General features: G+C 46.0%; 14 protein-coding genes. 5 read left to right on the top strand and 9 right to left on the bottom strand.

Annotated elements, in window-relative coordinates:
* Positions 1-51 precede the first annotated feature (51 nt).
* Positions 52-1,059: a class II fructose-bisphosphatase gene (gene glpX, locus AB4351_RS03455; protein ID WP_017061153.1), complete on the bottom strand. Its 1,008-nt coding sequence runs from the start codon at positions 1,057-1,059 to the stop codon at positions 52-54.
* 324 nt (positions 1,060-1,383) lie between these two features.
* Here glpX and zapB point away from each other — a divergent pair, with 324 nt between their 5' ends.
* Positions 1,384-1,626, top strand: coding sequence for a cell division protein ZapB (zapB, locus tag AB4351_RS03450; protein WP_008219652.1), 243 nt, complete (start codon positions 1,384-1,386; stop codon positions 1,624-1,626).
* Between the two features lie 97 nt (positions 1,627-1,723).
* On the opposite strand, the gene rraA is transcribed toward zapB, so the two are convergent.
* The 4 genes from rraA to hslV form a co-directional block, all read right to left on the bottom strand.
* Positions 1,724-2,242 (bottom strand): ribonuclease E activity regulator RraA, encoded by a 519-nt coding sequence (gene rraA, locus AB4351_RS03445; protein WP_017061152.1) that lies wholly within the window; start codon positions 2,240-2,242, stop codon positions 1,724-1,726.
* A gap of 73 nt (positions 2,243-2,315) precedes the next feature.
* Positions 2,316-3,233, bottom strand: coding sequence for a 1,4-dihydroxy-2-naphthoate polyprenyltransferase (locus AB4351_RS03440; RefSeq protein WP_017061151.1), 918 nt, complete (start codon positions 3,231-3,233; stop codon positions 2,316-2,318).
* 155 nt (positions 3,234-3,388) lie between these two features.
* Positions 3,389-4,729, bottom strand: coding sequence for an HslU--HslV peptidase ATPase subunit (gene hslU, locus AB4351_RS03435; RefSeq protein ID WP_017061150.1), 1,341 nt, complete (start codon positions 4,727-4,729; stop codon positions 3,389-3,391).
* A 58-nt stretch (positions 4,730-4,787) separates the two neighbouring features.
* Positions 4,788-5,336, bottom strand: coding sequence for an ATP-dependent protease subunit HslV (gene hslV, locus AB4351_RS03430; protein ID WP_004729692.1), 549 nt, complete (start codon positions 5,334-5,336; stop codon positions 4,788-4,790).
* A gap of 298 nt (positions 5,337-5,634) precedes the next feature.
* Here hslV and AB4351_RS03425 point away from each other — a divergent pair, with 298 nt between their 5' ends.
* Positions 5,635-5,895 (top strand): hypothetical protein, encoded by a 261-nt coding sequence (locus AB4351_RS03425; RefSeq protein ID WP_017061149.1) that lies wholly within the window; start codon positions 5,635-5,637, stop codon positions 5,893-5,895.
* A 108-nt stretch (positions 5,896-6,003) separates the two neighbouring features.
* Here the strand turns inward: AB4351_RS03425 and AB4351_RS03420 are convergent, their stop codons facing one another.
* The 3 genes from AB4351_RS03420 to priA form a co-directional block, all read right to left on the bottom strand.
* Positions 6,004-6,543, bottom strand: coding sequence for an SPOR domain-containing protein (locus tag AB4351_RS03420; protein ID WP_372125063.1), 540 nt, complete (start codon positions 6,541-6,543; stop codon positions 6,004-6,006).
* Positions 6,544-6,665: 122 nt separating this feature from the next.
* Positions 6,666-7,670 (bottom strand): DNA-binding transcriptional regulator CytR, encoded by a 1,005-nt coding sequence (gene cytR, locus AB4351_RS03415; RefSeq protein WP_048659182.1) that lies wholly within the window; start codon positions 7,668-7,670, stop codon positions 6,666-6,668.
* Positions 7,671-7,910: 240 nt separating this feature from the next.
* The gene (gene priA, locus AB4351_RS03410; protein ID WP_372125060.1) at positions 7,911-10,112 is read right to left on the bottom strand and encodes a primosomal protein N'; all 2,202 of its coding nucleotides are present in this window, start codon (positions 10,110-10,112) and stop codon (positions 7,911-7,913) included.
* Between the two features lie 331 nt (positions 10,113-10,443).
* Here priA and rpmE point away from each other — a divergent pair, with 331 nt between their 5' ends.
* Together rpmE and AB4351_RS03400 are read left to right on the top strand one after the other, a co-directional pair.
* Positions 10,444-10,662: a 50S ribosomal protein L31 gene (gene rpmE / locus AB4351_RS03405; RefSeq protein ID WP_004737142.1), complete on the top strand. Its 219-nt coding sequence runs from the start codon at positions 10,444-10,446 to the stop codon at positions 10,660-10,662.
* A gap of 333 nt (positions 10,663-10,995) precedes the next feature.
* Positions 10,996-12,303 (top strand): malic enzyme-like NAD(P)-binding protein, encoded by a 1,308-nt coding sequence (locus AB4351_RS03400; protein ID WP_371713391.1) that lies wholly within the window; start codon positions 10,996-10,998, stop codon positions 12,301-12,303.
* A gap of 165 nt (positions 12,304-12,468) precedes the next feature.
* Here AB4351_RS03400 and metJ read toward each other — a convergent pair whose 3' ends face one another.
* On the bottom strand, positions 12,469-12,789 hold the full coding sequence (gene metJ, locus AB4351_RS03395; RefSeq protein WP_004415993.1) for a met regulon transcriptional regulator MetJ: 321 nt from the start codon (positions 12,787-12,789) through the stop codon (positions 12,469-12,471).
* 208 nt (positions 12,790-12,997) lie between these two features.
* Between metJ and AB4351_RS03390 the strand changes: the two genes are divergently transcribed.
* Positions 12,998-14,179 (top strand): O-succinylhomoserine (thiol)-lyase, encoded by a 1,182-nt coding sequence (locus tag AB4351_RS03390; RefSeq protein WP_017063681.1) that lies wholly within the window; start codon positions 12,998-13,000, stop codon positions 14,177-14,179.

Genomic DNA, 14,179 nt, shown 5'->3' with positions numbered 1-14,179 from the left:
GGCTGATACTAGGTATCAGCCTTGGAATATTCTGTTTCACCGAATTTAGGCTTACAGGATATGACCTACTACTTCTGGATCTTTACGCTCTAGGTAGTGGATAGATTTGATGCGGCGAATTGTACGGCAGCGGCCACGGATAAGCAGGGTTTCTGTGGTTGCGATATTACCTTGACGAGAAATACCTTCTAGCAAGTCACCCTTAGTGATGCCTGTTGCTGAGAATACAACGTTGTCGCTGCGTGCCATGTCTTCCATCTTCAATACGATACCCGCCGTTACGCCCATTTCTGCGCAGCGCTCAAGTTCAAGTTCACCGTGCTTGCGGTTCTCTTCTGTGTCGCCTTTCACTTCGTGGCGAGGTAGAAGACGACCGTGCATGTCGCCGTCGAGTGCGCGAATTACCGCCGCCGAGACCACACCTTCAGGTGCGCCGCCGATGCAGTACATGACGTCTACTTCACTGTCTGGCATACAGGTTAAGATAGAAGCCGCAACATCACCGTCTGGCACAGCAAATACACGAACGCCCATTGCTTGCATGTCGGCGATGACTTGATCATGACGAGGCTTAGCAAGCGTGGTTACGACTAGAGTATCAAGTGTTTTACCTAGTGCTTTAGCGATGTTTTCTAGGTTTTCTGTTAGTGGCAGTTCTAGGTCAATCACGCCTTTAGCGCCAGGGCCAACAACCAACTTTTCCATGTACATATCAGGCGCTTTAAGGAAGCTGCCTTTTTCGCCCGCAGCCAATACAGCCAATGCATTTGATTGGCCCATTGCTGTCATGCGTGTCCCTTCAATTGGGTCAACTGCGATGTCGACAGCGTCGCCGCCCACACCTACGTTTTCGCCGATGTATAGCATAGGTGCATCATCGATTTCACCTTCGCCGATAACAATCTCACCGCTAATTTCGGTTTTGTTTAATAGGCTACGCATTACTTCTACAGCAGCGCCATCTGCAGCGTTTTTATCGCCACGGCCAAGCCACTTGTAACCAGCTAGTGCTGCACCTTCTGTGACACGAGAGAATGACATTGCTAAATCGCGTTTCATGCGGACTCCAAAATTTTCAAAGGGGGAATAGAAATTTCGCGGCGAATTTTACCATATCCAAAAGGAAACGTTTGCCTTTTTGTTTTTTGGAGATTGCTCTCGATCAATTCGCAGTGGAAAACAGTTATTATTCATCAAAATAATCGGTTTGCCGTTGTGGCGGTAATCGTTCACGTCAATATTCGGTAAAAAGTGCTGTTTTTTTCATCGAATGGCGCAAAATATCGAATATATTGAGTGTTTATCCTTGCTCTGCTGAGTAGAATGGGGAAATAAGTGGAGTGAACCTTCACCATCAAACGGATAACTTAAAGGTAGGCCAGAATGTCTTTTGAAGTACTAGAGCAGCTAGAAGCAAAAATTCAAACAGCAGTAGATACAATTGCACTTCTTCAAATGGAAGTGGAAGAGCTTAAAGAAGAGAAACAAGCACTAGCAACAGAAGCTGGTGAGCTTAAAGCAAGCCGTCACGAGCTAGAGCAAAAAACTCAGCAAATGCAGGAAGAGCATTCAGCATGGCAAGATCGCATCCGTAACCTTCTTGGTAAAATGGATGAAGTAGAGTAATCGACTCTTCAGATTTAAAAAAACGCCCGCTACTCAGTAGCGGGCGTTTTTGTTTGTGTTCTTATGATTTGTTTTATTATTTGAAGCTGAGTGAGAGTTACTCGACGTCTTCTTCCTCGACATCCAAATCGAGTTCTACATCTAGAGGTTCGGCAGAAAGAATGATGCCAGTGTTGTCTGCGTAGAGGTAATCTTCAGGTAAGAAGGTCACGCTGCCAAAGTTCACTGGAACGTCTAATTCACCGACACCTTCTTGGCTCGCACCAACAGGGATAGAAGCCAAGGCTTGGATACCTAGGTTCATGTCTTCAAGCTCATCGACTTCACGAACGCACCCGTAAACCACAATCCCTTCCCACTCATTGTCTTCGGCAAGTAGGGCTATCTCAGCATCGATCAGCGCTTTACGTAGTGAGCCGCCCCCATCGATTAACAACACACGCCCCAGACCGTCTTGCTCTAGTACAGAGCGAATCAAAGCGTTGTCTTCAAAACACTTTAATGTCGTGATCTGTCCTGCGAAGGATGCACGTCCACCGAAGTTGCTGAACATTGGCTCCACGACATCAACTTGATCCAAATATATGTCGCACAGTGCTGAAGTGTTGTATTCCATTAGTATACCTTTTGAACAATGAGCTTACTTTGAGTATATCGGCGCTTGATCCCTTTGCAATGATTAGTCTCATTTAACTCAATAGAGTTTGAGCTACGACAACCCCTGCAAACAATAGGTTAGTGACCAGTGAGCATTTCACAATCACGGGCATCATTGGTGCAATTTGCGCTGGCTTTTCGGTTTCCCAAACGGCTTTGCCATGCTTGTAAACAATAATAATGCTCAGCAAAAACGGCAGGCTGATCCAGACCGGTTTTTCTTGAATAAGCAGGTAGATAGCGAAAGACGCAAGGGCGAGGCCAAGCAGAGCAAAATGATAGTGTTTGGCTTTGCGTTGTCCTAGGCGAACCGCCATGGTGCGCTTACCACATTCGCTGTCGTTTTCGATATCACGCATGTTGTTGATATTGAGTACCGCAACCGCCATCAAGCCACAGCCCAATGCCGGAAGGAATAGGCTTGGTTCAACATGGCCAGTGTGCAAGAAGTAAGTCCCTGAAACACCTAATAAACCGAAGAAGATAAATACCGATAAGTCGCCAAGGCCAATATAGCCATAAGGCTTATTACCGACGGTATAAGCGATGGCAGCAACAATGGCTAATATGCCTAACGCAATGAAAGATAAGATACTTTCAATCGAGGTTAAGGCATGAAAAATAAGAATCAGCCCAGCGACCATAGTAAACACGATGTTGAGGATGATCGCTTGCTTCATGGTTTTCGCTGTTACCGCGCCAGATTGCATGGCACGTGTTGGCCCCAGACGATTTTCGTTGTCTGTGCCTTTTACGGCGTCGCCATAGTCATTGGCTAGGTTCGATAAAATCTGTAATAGGGTGGCGGTTAAAAATGCCAGTAGGGCTATCGATAAAGAAAACTGACCACCGGCGAACGCTAAACTACTTCCTGTAAGAATAGAGACAAGTGCGAGAGGCAGAGTTTTTGGTCGTGCGGCATCAAGCCAGATCAGTAGAGATTGTTTCATCGTAGGTCTAATTCTTTGTAAGTCTTCGTTTCATACTGTGATTTGAGTATACGCCCATTTTTCGGGTAATAAAAAGCCCACTCGAAAGTGGGCCTTGAATTCGCTTATTAGCTGCTATTTCTTTGAGATAGAGCAATAAGTTAGAGTTTGGTGTGCTACAGGATGAAGCGGCTTAGGTCTTCGTCTTCAACGAATTCGCCAAGTTTCGATGTTACGTAAGCTTCATCAATCACTAGCTTGCTGCCAGCTTTGTCTGTTGCTTCGAATGAAATCTCATCCATTAGACGCTCCATCACTGTGTGTAGACGACGCGCACCGATGTTCTCAGTGGTTTCGTTTACGCGCCATGCTGCGTCCGCAATCTGGTTGATGCCATCTTCAGTGAACTCAATGTTGACATCTTCTGTTTTCATTAGGGCAATGTATTGCTCTGTTAGAGATGCTTTTGGCTCAGTTAGGATGCGTTTGAAGTCATGTGCTGATAGTGCTTCAAGTTCTACGCGGATTGGTAGACGACCTTGTAGCTCAGGGATCAGGTCAGATGGCTTAGCCACTTGGAATGCGCCTGATGTGATAAACAAGATGTGGTCAGTTTTAACCATACCGTGCTTGGTTGATACTGTGCTGCCTTCGATAAGAGGCAGTAGGTCACGCTGAACACCTTCGCGAGATACATCTGGGCCTGAACTGTCGCCACGCTTACAGATTTTGTCGATCTCATCGATGAATACGATGCCGTTGTTTTCAGCGTTGAAGATCGCGTTCTCTTTCAGCTCTTCTTGGTTCACAAGCTTCGCAGCTTCTTCTTCCGTCAGTGCTTTGAATGCGTCTTTGATTTTCATCTTACGCTTTTTCTTGGTGTCGCCCGCTAGGTTTTGGAACATGCCTTGCAGCTGGTTTGTCATCTCTTCCATGCCTGGAGGTGACATGATTTCAACGCCCATTTGCGGTGCGGCTACATCAACTTCAATCTCTTTGTCATCTAGCTTACCTTCACGCAGTTTCTTGCGGAAAATCTGACGAGTGTTTGAAGAGGTTGTGTCTTCAGTTGATTGCTCGTTCTGACCCCAAGCATCACGCGCTGGTGGTAGAAGGGCATCAAGAATGCGTTCTTCAGCTTGTTCTTCAGCGCGGTATTGTACTTTTTCCATCGCTTGTTGGTGCGTCATCTTGATCGCAACGTCCGTTAGATCACGGATGATGGTTTCAACTTCTTTACCAACGTAACCCACTTCGGTGAACTTAGTCGCTTCTACCTTGATGAAAGGCGCGTTTGCTAATTTCGCTAGGCGGCGAGCGATTTCAGTTTTACCTACACCCGTTGGGCCAATCATCAGGATGTTTTTTGGCGATACTTCAACACGCAGGCTTTCTTCAAGCTGCATACGCCGCCAGCGGTTACGAAGAGCGATAGCCACTGAGCGCTTAGCGTTGTCTTGGCCGATAATGTGGCGATTGAGTTCGTGAACAATTTCGCGAGGAGTCATCTCAGACATGGTTTTTCCTTAATTCTTTAATCACTGTTGAATACAACGTTATTGATGGAAGCGGTCGTTACTCTGGCTTTGGCAGCTCAACGGTGCTTTCTAGTTCTTCAATAGTGTGGTGATGGTTGGTGAAGACACAGATGTCGCCTGCAATGTTCAGCGACTTTTCTGCGATTTCACGCGCATCTAAATCAGTATTTTCTAATAGTGCAGTAGCGGCTGCTTGAGCGAAGTTTCCGCCCGAACCGATCGCAATCAGGTCGTTCTCAGGTTGAACTACGTCACCGTTACCTGTGATGATCAGTGAAGCGGTCTCATCCGCTACTGCTAACAGTGCTTCTAACTTACGTAGAGCACGGTCGCTACGCCAATCCTTCGCTAGCTCAACTGCCGCTTTGGTGAGATGGCCTTGGTGCATTTGCAGCTTGCTTTCAAATTTTTCGAATAGCGTGAAAGCATCAGCCGTACCGCCAGCAAAACCGGCCAGTACTTTGTTGTTGTATAGGCGACGTACTTTACGGGCGTTGCCCTTCATTACTGTATTGCCCAGAGATACTTGTCCATCACCCGCGATGACGACTTTATTATTACGACGTACAGATACAATGGTAGTCACGAGTCGACCTCTTTTGATTATTATTTATGGTTACTACTTATATGTGGCTCCACTATCATGAATTCAAGTGCCACTTTTAATGGTATGTCATATCAAAAAAACTAAATGTTACCAGTTGTTTCAAACATCCATTACCTGTTGAGCCTATGTGTGGTAAGGGTTGGTGGGTTAATAGTTTGTGATAAATATAAAAAAAGATAAAACAAATTTCTAACGTGAAATGGTTAACACTTTTTGTTTGATTTATAAGGAATGATGTTCACTAATCAGTGGTATTCACTGCATAAGGAGTAGTGTGATGAATAGTGACAATATCAGTTTTTTTAATAGAGATATGGATCTGGATGAGCTGTCTATACTGCATCATCTGATGTATCAGGAGGCGGGCGAGTGTTCAACAGAACATCTAAAAAACTCGGTCAACGTTTTTCTTAAACGTCCATTTCCTAACGTTTTAGCGCACTTGGATTTTTTTGGTTACATCGAGATAAATAAGGAGCAGGTCTACCTGACTGACTTTGGGCTTGAGTACTACGAACAAGTACCTCAGTTTCGTTAAAACGCACTCTTTTGATTAACATACTGGTATTGCTTGTGCGATGAACTATTGAACGCTTTCAAACAGCAATAGGGGGAATCCTCTTCCCCCTATTATATATTGAGTTGATTAAGATCCGTCTTTCCAAATAGCGCAAGGTTCAATTTTCGCTCGTTGCAGCTTATGGCGATCGCGTTCTGCGTCACGCTTCAACTTGTATGGCCCTAAAACCACACGGTACCAGCTACTGCCATCTTTCTTGCGGATCTCACTCGAGATACCTTGGAAGGCAATATCCAACTTACGAGCTTCTGCCTGCGACGAGGTTTTGTAAGCGCCACACTGCATGATGTAAGGGATCTTCGAGATCTCTTGCTCTTTGGCTTTCACTTCGATTTCGCGGCTTGGCAGCGTTTCAACGTAGTCCCATTTCTCTTCAGGAGGCGGCGGAATCACTTTCGCTGGTTTTGGCTTAGGTTTTGGTTTGGTTACCACAGGAGCAGGTGCTGGCGGCTCAGGATCATTACTCAATAGGTAAAGTCCGTAACCAAAACCACCGGCAAGGAGGATCGCCAAAAGACCACTGCGCCAAGGTTTACGGCGAGGGGCTTGTTTTTTGGTCGGTTTTTTCGTACCACGACCGCGCTTTACATAATCTCTATTAGCCACAAGACATTTCAATAGTTGCTGATTCTGCCCTCATGGTAATCCAGATTGCGCGAGGATAATAGTGCAGAAATGGAAGCGGCACATCAAAATGTGCCGCAGATTTGTAAGGGTATTTTTGAAGGTTACATTCGAGGTGGTGCTGTACTACCTCGAACCACTAATTTAGCTTCAAGTAGACGCGAACCTGCTTGCACATCGTTGCCTTTCAGTAGATCAAGCATCATCAACATCGCTTGGCGTCCAATCTCATAACGAGGTTGAGAAATGGTGGTTAGCGGAGGATCGCAGTATTGAGCGAATTGGATGTCATCAAAGCCGACAATCGATAGGTCTTGAGGAACGCGTAAGCCCAGCTTCTTCGCTTCTTGAATCGCGCCAATGGCCATCGCGTCGTTATGACAGAAGATAGCTGTAGGCTGTTCAGGAAGTGCCAACAATTGACGAACCGCTTGAGCACCGGCTTCAAAAGTAAAGTCGCCGACGGTGCTATAGGCAGGGTTCATTGATACTCCAGCGCGACGCAGCGCTTGTTGATAGCCTTGCTGGCGGAACTTACACAGCGTTGCCGATACTGGCCCTGATATTTGAGCGATACGCTTATGACCTAACTGAGCTAAGTAGTTCACCGCTTCAAATGCAGAGGTCAGGTTATCGATGTGTACGGTAGGCAGTTCAAGCTCAGGGGCAAACTCACACGCCATCACCATTGGTGGTAAGTTCTTTTGTTCAGACTTACTGACGTCAAATGGATGGTCAGTGCCAAGCAATAGCATACCGTCAGCTTGTTTGGTGAAAACTAAGTTAACAAACGAAGACTCACGCTTCTTTTGTTGGCCGCTATCACCCAGTAAGACAAGGTAGTCATTTTCTACTGCGGCATCTTCGATACCACGAATGATCTCGGCGAAATAAGGGTCACAGATATCAGGAACGATAGTGATGATGGTTTTTGATTCGTTGCGACGTAAGTTTCTAGCTAATGTATTGGGTGAGTATCCAGCTTCAAGTACTGCTGTTTCCACTCGTTTACGAGTCGAAACTGAGACTTTCTCAGGGTTCATCAATGCACGTGATACCGTGGCTGTTGAGACGCCTGCTAGCTGGGCAACATCCTTCATTGTCGCCATAAATTAAACCCTCTTTTAAGTTCCTTTGTCGCCTAAGTATCTAAGGCGTGAATAATAAATGTAATCGAATAGATATTATGAAAGTGTTGCTAACACTTTTTTTATTGCAATATTTTATTCGTTTAATCCGTGTAAAGTTACGGCTAGATTAACAAAAATCACATGACTCGTGTGAACTTGCTCACGAGAAATATGAAATATTTGTGAACAAACTTGTCATTAGTTTTAACCCGAAGGGGTTTAGCTCAGATCTTGCGGCTCTATGTCGAGTGACCAACGAACTTTTTTCGCGGCGGGTAACATATTAATTGCCGGCTTAGCGCTCATTAATAGCTTCTGCATTAACGAGCGAGTTTGAGTCTGTAAGATTAACTGCCAGCGCGATTTGCCTGCTCGTTTTGCTAATGGGGCTGGGGTTGGTCCTAGCACCATGCAATATTGATCAAACAGCGGGTGCGATTCCAATGTGTGACGAACCTGACGCAAGAACTCTTCCACCAAGCGAGTGTCATTGGCTTCTGCTCTAAACAGAGTCATAAAGGTATAAGGCGGTAACATTGCCTGCTTACGTTCTGCCAGCGCCGTCTGAGCAAAGTGGTTATAGTCTTTATGCAGCAAAGCTTGCAGCAACCCATGTTCTGGGTGGTGAGTCTGTAAGATCACCTCACCGGGTTTGCTTGCTCGTCCTGCGCGTCCCGCTACTTGGATGAATAGCTGGGCAAGACGTTCAGACGCTCGGAAGTCACTGCTATATAAAGAGCCATCGACATCCAATAACGCCACAAGTGTCACATCAGGGAAATGATGACCCTTAGCAAGCATCTGCGTGCCGATAAGAATTTGGAATTCACCCTTACGAATCGACTCGAGTGCGCTTTCTAAGCTGCCTTTACGGCGGGTGCTGTCGCGGTCAATACGAATGGTTTTGTATTCAGGGAATAGTTGGCCAAGCTGAGCCTCTAACTGCTCGGTACCGACACCCACTGTCACTAAGTTCGCAGACCCACAACCTTGGCAATTGTGCACGATATGCTGCTGAGAACCACAGTGGTGGCAGCGCATCTCATTACTGTATTGGTGATAGGTATAGTAAGCATCACAACGTTTACACTCGGCAGTCCAACCACAATCGTGACACATCAATGCGGGAGAAAACCCGCGGCGATTGAGGAACAGCATCACTTGGTTGCCTGCTTTGAGGTGTCTTTGCATCTCTGCAATCAACGACGCAGACAAGCCACTTTCTAGATATTCACCTTTAACATCCAATACCTTATTGGTGGTCGGCAGTGAGACACCCGCACGTGAAGTAAGGGTGAGATAACTGTATTTACCGATCTGAGCGTTGTGCAGTGTTTCAAAGGCCGGAGTCGCCGAGCCTAACACAACCGGGATCTGCGCTTTATGAGCACGCATGATCGCCACATCACGAGCGTGGTAGCGCAGGCTGTCTTGCTGTTTATAAGAAGCATCGTGTTCTTCGTCGACAATGATAATACCCAGATCAGCAAACGGCGTGAACAGAGCTGAACGGGTACCAATCACGATGCCCGCTATTTTATCGCGTGCCGATAACCAAGCATTCAGTCGCTCAGAATCGTTTAAACCCGAGTGGATAACCTCAACAGGCACATTAAAGCGTCGCTTAAAGCGGTTAATCGTTTGAGGGGTGAGGCCAATCTCAGGCACGAGTACTAACGCTTGTTTACCTTGATCGAGAATCGGCTTAATCATATTCAGGTAAACCTCGGTCTTACCTGAGCCAGTGACGCCTTCTAACAGGAAACAACCAAAGTCGGTTTGGCTATTTACGGTCGCAATCGCGATGGCTTGTTCAGCATTGAGCTTAGGTTTGTCTTGGTCGTTTTCAAGATCAACTGGCCACGGCTGACGCTTCGGCTTTTTCTCTACCGATTCAATCCAGCCTTTCTCTTCTAGTGTCTTGAGTACGGCGCTGCCAACTTCTTCATCAATGAACTCTTGATGGGGAACGGGGCCTTGCTCAAGCATGTGCATCACTTTGGCTTGTTTGACTGCGCGACCAAAACCTTGCATCAGTTGGTCTTTGCCTGATGGCGTTAACTGCCACTCAACCAGCGTTGCGAAGTCGGCGGCTTTGCCTTTTCTTAGAGCACTCGGAAGGGCGTTAGCAAAGGTTTCGCCAAGAGGGTACTGATAAAATTGACTGCACCACATTAAGAGTGAATAGACAGATTCCGGCCAAACAGGCTGATTGTCTAATAGGGCTTTAATGGGTTTGAGCTTATCGAGCTCGAATTCAGATTCGTTAACCAGAGCCGTTACAATACCGGTTAAGGTTTGTCGTCCAAAAGGCACAGAGACTCGTCCACCAATAATAGGAAATAGGTGGCTAGGAATCTTGTAATCGAACTGCTTGTCGAGTGGAACAGGCAGTGCCACGCGGGCAATCATTGGACGCATAAAGGGACGGCTTTATCTGAGTTGACGAGAGCGAACAGTCTAAAGGATAAGGCGGTTAAATTCGAGAAGCAGTTTGGATGAAGGCGGCGAGTTAACGTATACAGACAACGACAGCTCGAAATCTCAGGCCGATAAAGGAAATAAAGAGAGAATTGGTGAAAAATGTATCAAATCAGTTGATCCTGCCTTATAGATTCATTACTATACTGCGCCTTAAAGGTATGGCTTCATCACTCTTTTGTGTCGATGCGGTGTCTTTATTTCTTTTTTAAACTACGTGTGGTGTGCGGCTTAGAATCGTATAGCGACACGGCCTACTTGAGGTTATCCCATGAAAGCTGGAATCCACCCAGAATACAAAGCAGTTACTGCAACTTGTTCTTGCGGCAACACATTTGAGTTCAACTCAACTCTTGCAAAAGAATCTATCCACCTAGACGTATGTGACAAATGTCACCCGTTCTACACTGGTAAGCAACGTATCGTAGATACTGGCGGCCGTGTTGATCGCTTCAACAAGCGTTTCGGTGCTCTTTCTAGCAAGAAGTAATTCTCGCTATTTAGACATGAAAAAGGACACTTCGGTGTCCTTTTTTGTTGCCTGAAATTTGAGAAAGCACTGATTTTCATTCAAGCTTCAATCCCGCCCAACGATAAGGTGCCTATCTTTCTATTGCAGGGCAATTCCTTGCGTATCTCTCTTCACCAAAATTCAGCTCGAAAGTTCAACAAGCGACAGTAATTTCAACTGCTCACTGGTCTTATTAGTAGTGAAATCTCGTTTTTTAATGAGACAGAGGCTCCAACCACCTAGGAACTTTGAAGTACATCCATTAACATGAACAAGATCCCCCAAATAATAATATCCTAGGAACCTACACCTATGTCTGAAGACAGCAGCCAAGCTCAATCCTCTCAAGCGTTATCATCTGAAAAATCGTTATCGCCTCAAGAACAATTCCGTCAGCAAGCTCTTGATTACCATGAGTTCCCAATTCCTGGCAAAATTGCCGTAGAACTGACGAAGCCTGCAAACTCTGCAGAAGACCTAGCACTTGCATACAGCCCAGGCGTAGCCGAGCCTGTTCGCGAGATCGCACAGAACGTCGATAACGTTTATAAGTACACAGGTAAAGGCAACATGGTTGCAGTTATCTCTAACGGTACAGCGATTCTTGGCCTAGGTAACCTTGGTCCTATTGCTTCTAAACCTGTTATGGAAGGTAAAGCGCTCCTGTTTAAGCGTTTTGCTGGTTTAGATTCTATCGATATTGAAGTAAAACACCGCACAATCGATGAGTTCGTTGATACGGTTGCGAATATCGCAGATACATTCGGCGGTATTAACCTGGAAGACATCAAAGCACCAGACTGTTTTGAGATTGAACGTCGCCTGATTGAGCGTTGTGATGTACCGGTATTCCACGATGACCAACACGGTACTGCGATTGTAACGGCAGCGGGTATGCTGAACGCGATCGAACTTCAAGGTAAGAAACTTGAAGAGTGTAAGATCGTTTGTTTAGGTGCTGGCGCAGCAGCGGTTGCATGTATGGAACTACTGATTAAGTGTGGCGCTCAGCGTGAGAAGATTTACATGCTTGACCGTAAAGGCGTGATTCACACTCGTCGTGATGATCTGAACGAATACAAAGAGCTATTCGCAAACAACACGGATAAGCGCACACTTGAAGATGTTATCGAAGGCGCTGACCTGTTCTTAGGTGTATCGGGTCCTAACCTACTGCCTGCTGAAGCACTAACGTTGATGGCTGATAAGCCAGTTGTGTTTGCATGTTCAAACCCAGATCCAGAGATCAAACCTGAGCTTGCACACGAAGTTCGTTCTGACCTTATCATGGGTACAGGCCGTAGTGATTACCCTAACCAAGTAAACAACGTACTTTGTTTCCCATTCATTTTCCGTGGTGCATTAGATGTGCGTGCAAGCGAAATCAATGACGAAATGAAGCTAGCGGCGGTTAAAGCGATTCGTGAACTGGCGAAAGAAGCAGTTCCAGCTGAAGTACTAGCAGCGGCGGGTGAGACCGCACTGGAATTTGGTAAAGGCTACATCATTCCTAAGCCAATGGATCCACGTCTACTTCCTCGCGTAGCACGAGCAGTTGCGGAAGCGGCTGTTGAATCTGGCGTAGCTCGTATCGAGATGCCTGCTAACTACATGGCGTAGTAGCTGCTGCTCTATTGAGAGAAAAGAATAATAAAAAACCGACTCATCTGGAGTCGGTTTTTTTATGTCTATCATTCGCAGCGTAGTCATAAAAACGCAATGCATAATGTGATAGATAGGGTCAGCTATAGCGAATCAATAATGAAGGCAGTGACTGAGTTGTTTTTATTCTTCGTCAAACGCTTCGAACTCGATACCCATTTCTGTCATCAGTTTTTTTACTTCAGCAGGGATATCGTCAGGACGATCTTTACGAAGGTCTTCATCCGTTGGTAGTGGTTGGCCTGTGTACGCATGTAGAAAGGCTTCGCACAGTAGCTCACTGTTTGTTGCATGGCGTAGGTTATTAATCTGGCGGCGAGTACGCTCGTCAGTAAGAACCTTTAACACTTTTAGAGGGATAGAAACTGTAATTTTCTTTACTTGTTCGCTTTTCTTTCCATGCTCAGCATATGGGCTTATGTATTCACCATTCCAGTCGGCCATTGCGTACCTTCATCACTTTAGTTGTTAGAATAAATTAATAGTGGTGATTTTAGCGGGATTTACTGCCATAAGCAAAGACATATAGACGTCTAGAAGTGTTGACGTCTCACGTTTATGAAAGTAAAGTGAATAACATATATCTAACACAGCCGCAAAATGCCGACAAGCAGCTGTGATTCTCAGACGCAAAACTTGTAAGGAAGCACCTATGAGCAGCCGGAAGCCAGCAACAATCGCAGTACGTACTGGTATCGAGTCAGACACGCAACACCATGCCGTTGTCCCACCTATTTATCTTTCGACTAACTATGGGTTTCCCGCTTTTGGTGAAGTGCCAAAGTACGATTACACCCGTTCTGGTAACCCAAACCGCGGTTTATTAGAGACGGCACTGTTTGAGCTTGAATCAGGCAAAGGCGCGGTTGTGACTAACTGTGGTACTTCGGCGCTTAACTTATGGGTTTCGGCTTTCTTAGGCGGCGATGATCTTATTATTGCACCGCACGATTGCTACGGCGGTACTTACCGTCTGTTTAACACTCGCTCGCTAAAAGGTGACTTCAAAGTTCTGTTCGTTGATCAATCGGATCAAGCAGCGCTGGATGCGGCGCTCGCGCTTAAGCCAAAGTTGATCTTAATTGAAACCCCATCGAATCCACTGGTTCGCGTGGTTGATATTGCAGAAACTTGCCGTAAAGCGAAAGAGGTTGGTGCTCTGGTTGCTGTCGACAACACGTTTTTGACACCTGTGTTCCAAAAGCCTTTAGAGCTGGGTGCTGATTTTGTTATCCACTCAACCACTAAGTACATCAATGGACACTCAGATGTTATTGGTGGCGTTGTGGTCACTAAGACAGAAGAACACGCTGAAGAGTTAGCATGGTGGGGCAACTGTATTGGTGCGACCGGCACACCATTTGATAGCTACATGACTTTACGTGGTATTCGTACGCTAGGTGCGCGTATGCGTGTTCACGAAGAGAGTTCACGTGAAATTCTGGCGTCTCTACAGCAACAAGATCTCGTCGGCACTATTTACCACCCAAGCCTTCCTGAACATCCGGGTCATGATATCGCGAAGAAACAGCAATCGGGCTTTGGTTCCATGCTCAGCTTTGAGTTTGCGGGCTCATTCGAGGCGCTTAAATACTTTGTTGATAAGTTAGAGCTGTTCTCTTTGGCAGAATCATTGGGCGGTGTTGAAAGTCTGATTTGTCACCCTGCGTCGATGACTCACCGCGCGATGGGTGAAGAAGCCTTAGCAGAAGCGGGTGTTTCTCAGCAACTACTGCGTCTATCTGTTGGCCTTGAAGATGCAGAAGACCTAATCGATGACCTCAAGCAAGCGTTTGAAAGAACACAGCGCTTTATCGCTGAAGGGGAGGGTTAA

The sequence above is a fragment of the Vibrio sp. 10N.261.51.F11 genome, assembly GCF_041471665.1.
In the GTDB taxonomy this organism is placed as follows: domain Bacteria; phylum Pseudomonadota; class Gammaproteobacteria; order Enterobacterales; family Vibrionaceae; genus Vibrio; species Vibrio crassostreae_C.
The sequence above is the reverse complement of the archived record's forward strand: the minus strand, read 5'-3'. Positions and strand labels throughout refer to the sequence as shown.

Bases quoted from the DNA above. Each gene is read 5' to 3' on its own strand.
- glpX (WP_017061153.1), bottom strand. From the start codon at position 1,059: ATGAAACGCGATTTAGCAATGTCATTCTCTCGTGTCACAGAAGGTGCA.
- zapB (WP_008219652.1), top strand. From the start codon at position 1,384: ATGTCTTTTGAAGTACTAGAGCAGCTAGAAGCAAAAATTCAAACAGCA.
- rraA (WP_017061152.1), bottom strand. From the start codon at position 2,242: ATGGAATACAACACTTCAGCACTGTGCGACATATATTTGGATCAAGTT.
- AB4351_RS03440 (WP_017061151.1), bottom strand. From the start codon at position 3,233: ATGAAACAATCTCTACTGATCTGGCTTGATGCCGCACGACCAAAAACT.
- hslU (WP_017061150.1), bottom strand. From the start codon at position 4,729: ATGTCTGAGATGACTCCTCGCGAAATTGTTCACGAACTCAATCGCCAC.
- AB4351_RS03425 (WP_017061149.1), top strand. From the start codon at position 5,635: ATGAATAGTGACAATATCAGTTTTTTTAATAGAGATATGGATCTGGAT.
- cytR (WP_048659182.1), bottom strand. From the start codon at position 7,670: ATGGCGACAATGAAGGATGTTGCCCAGCTAGCAGGCGTCTCAACAGCC.
- priA (WP_372125060.1), bottom strand. From the start codon at position 10,112: ATGCGTCCAATGATTGCCCGCGTGGCACTGCCTGTTCCACTCGACAAG.
- rpmE (WP_004737142.1), top strand. From the start codon at position 10,444: ATGAAAGCTGGAATCCACCCAGAATACAAAGCAGTTACTGCAACTTGT.
- AB4351_RS03400 (WP_371713391.1), top strand. From the start codon at position 10,996: ATGTCTGAAGACAGCAGCCAAGCTCAATCCTCTCAAGCGTTATCATCT.
- metJ (WP_004415993.1), bottom strand. From the start codon at position 12,789: ATGGCCGACTGGAATGGTGAATACATAAGCCCATATGCTGAGCATGGA.
- AB4351_RS03390 (WP_017063681.1), top strand. From the start codon at position 12,998: ATGAGCAGCCGGAAGCCAGCAACAATCGCAGTACGTACTGGTATCGAG.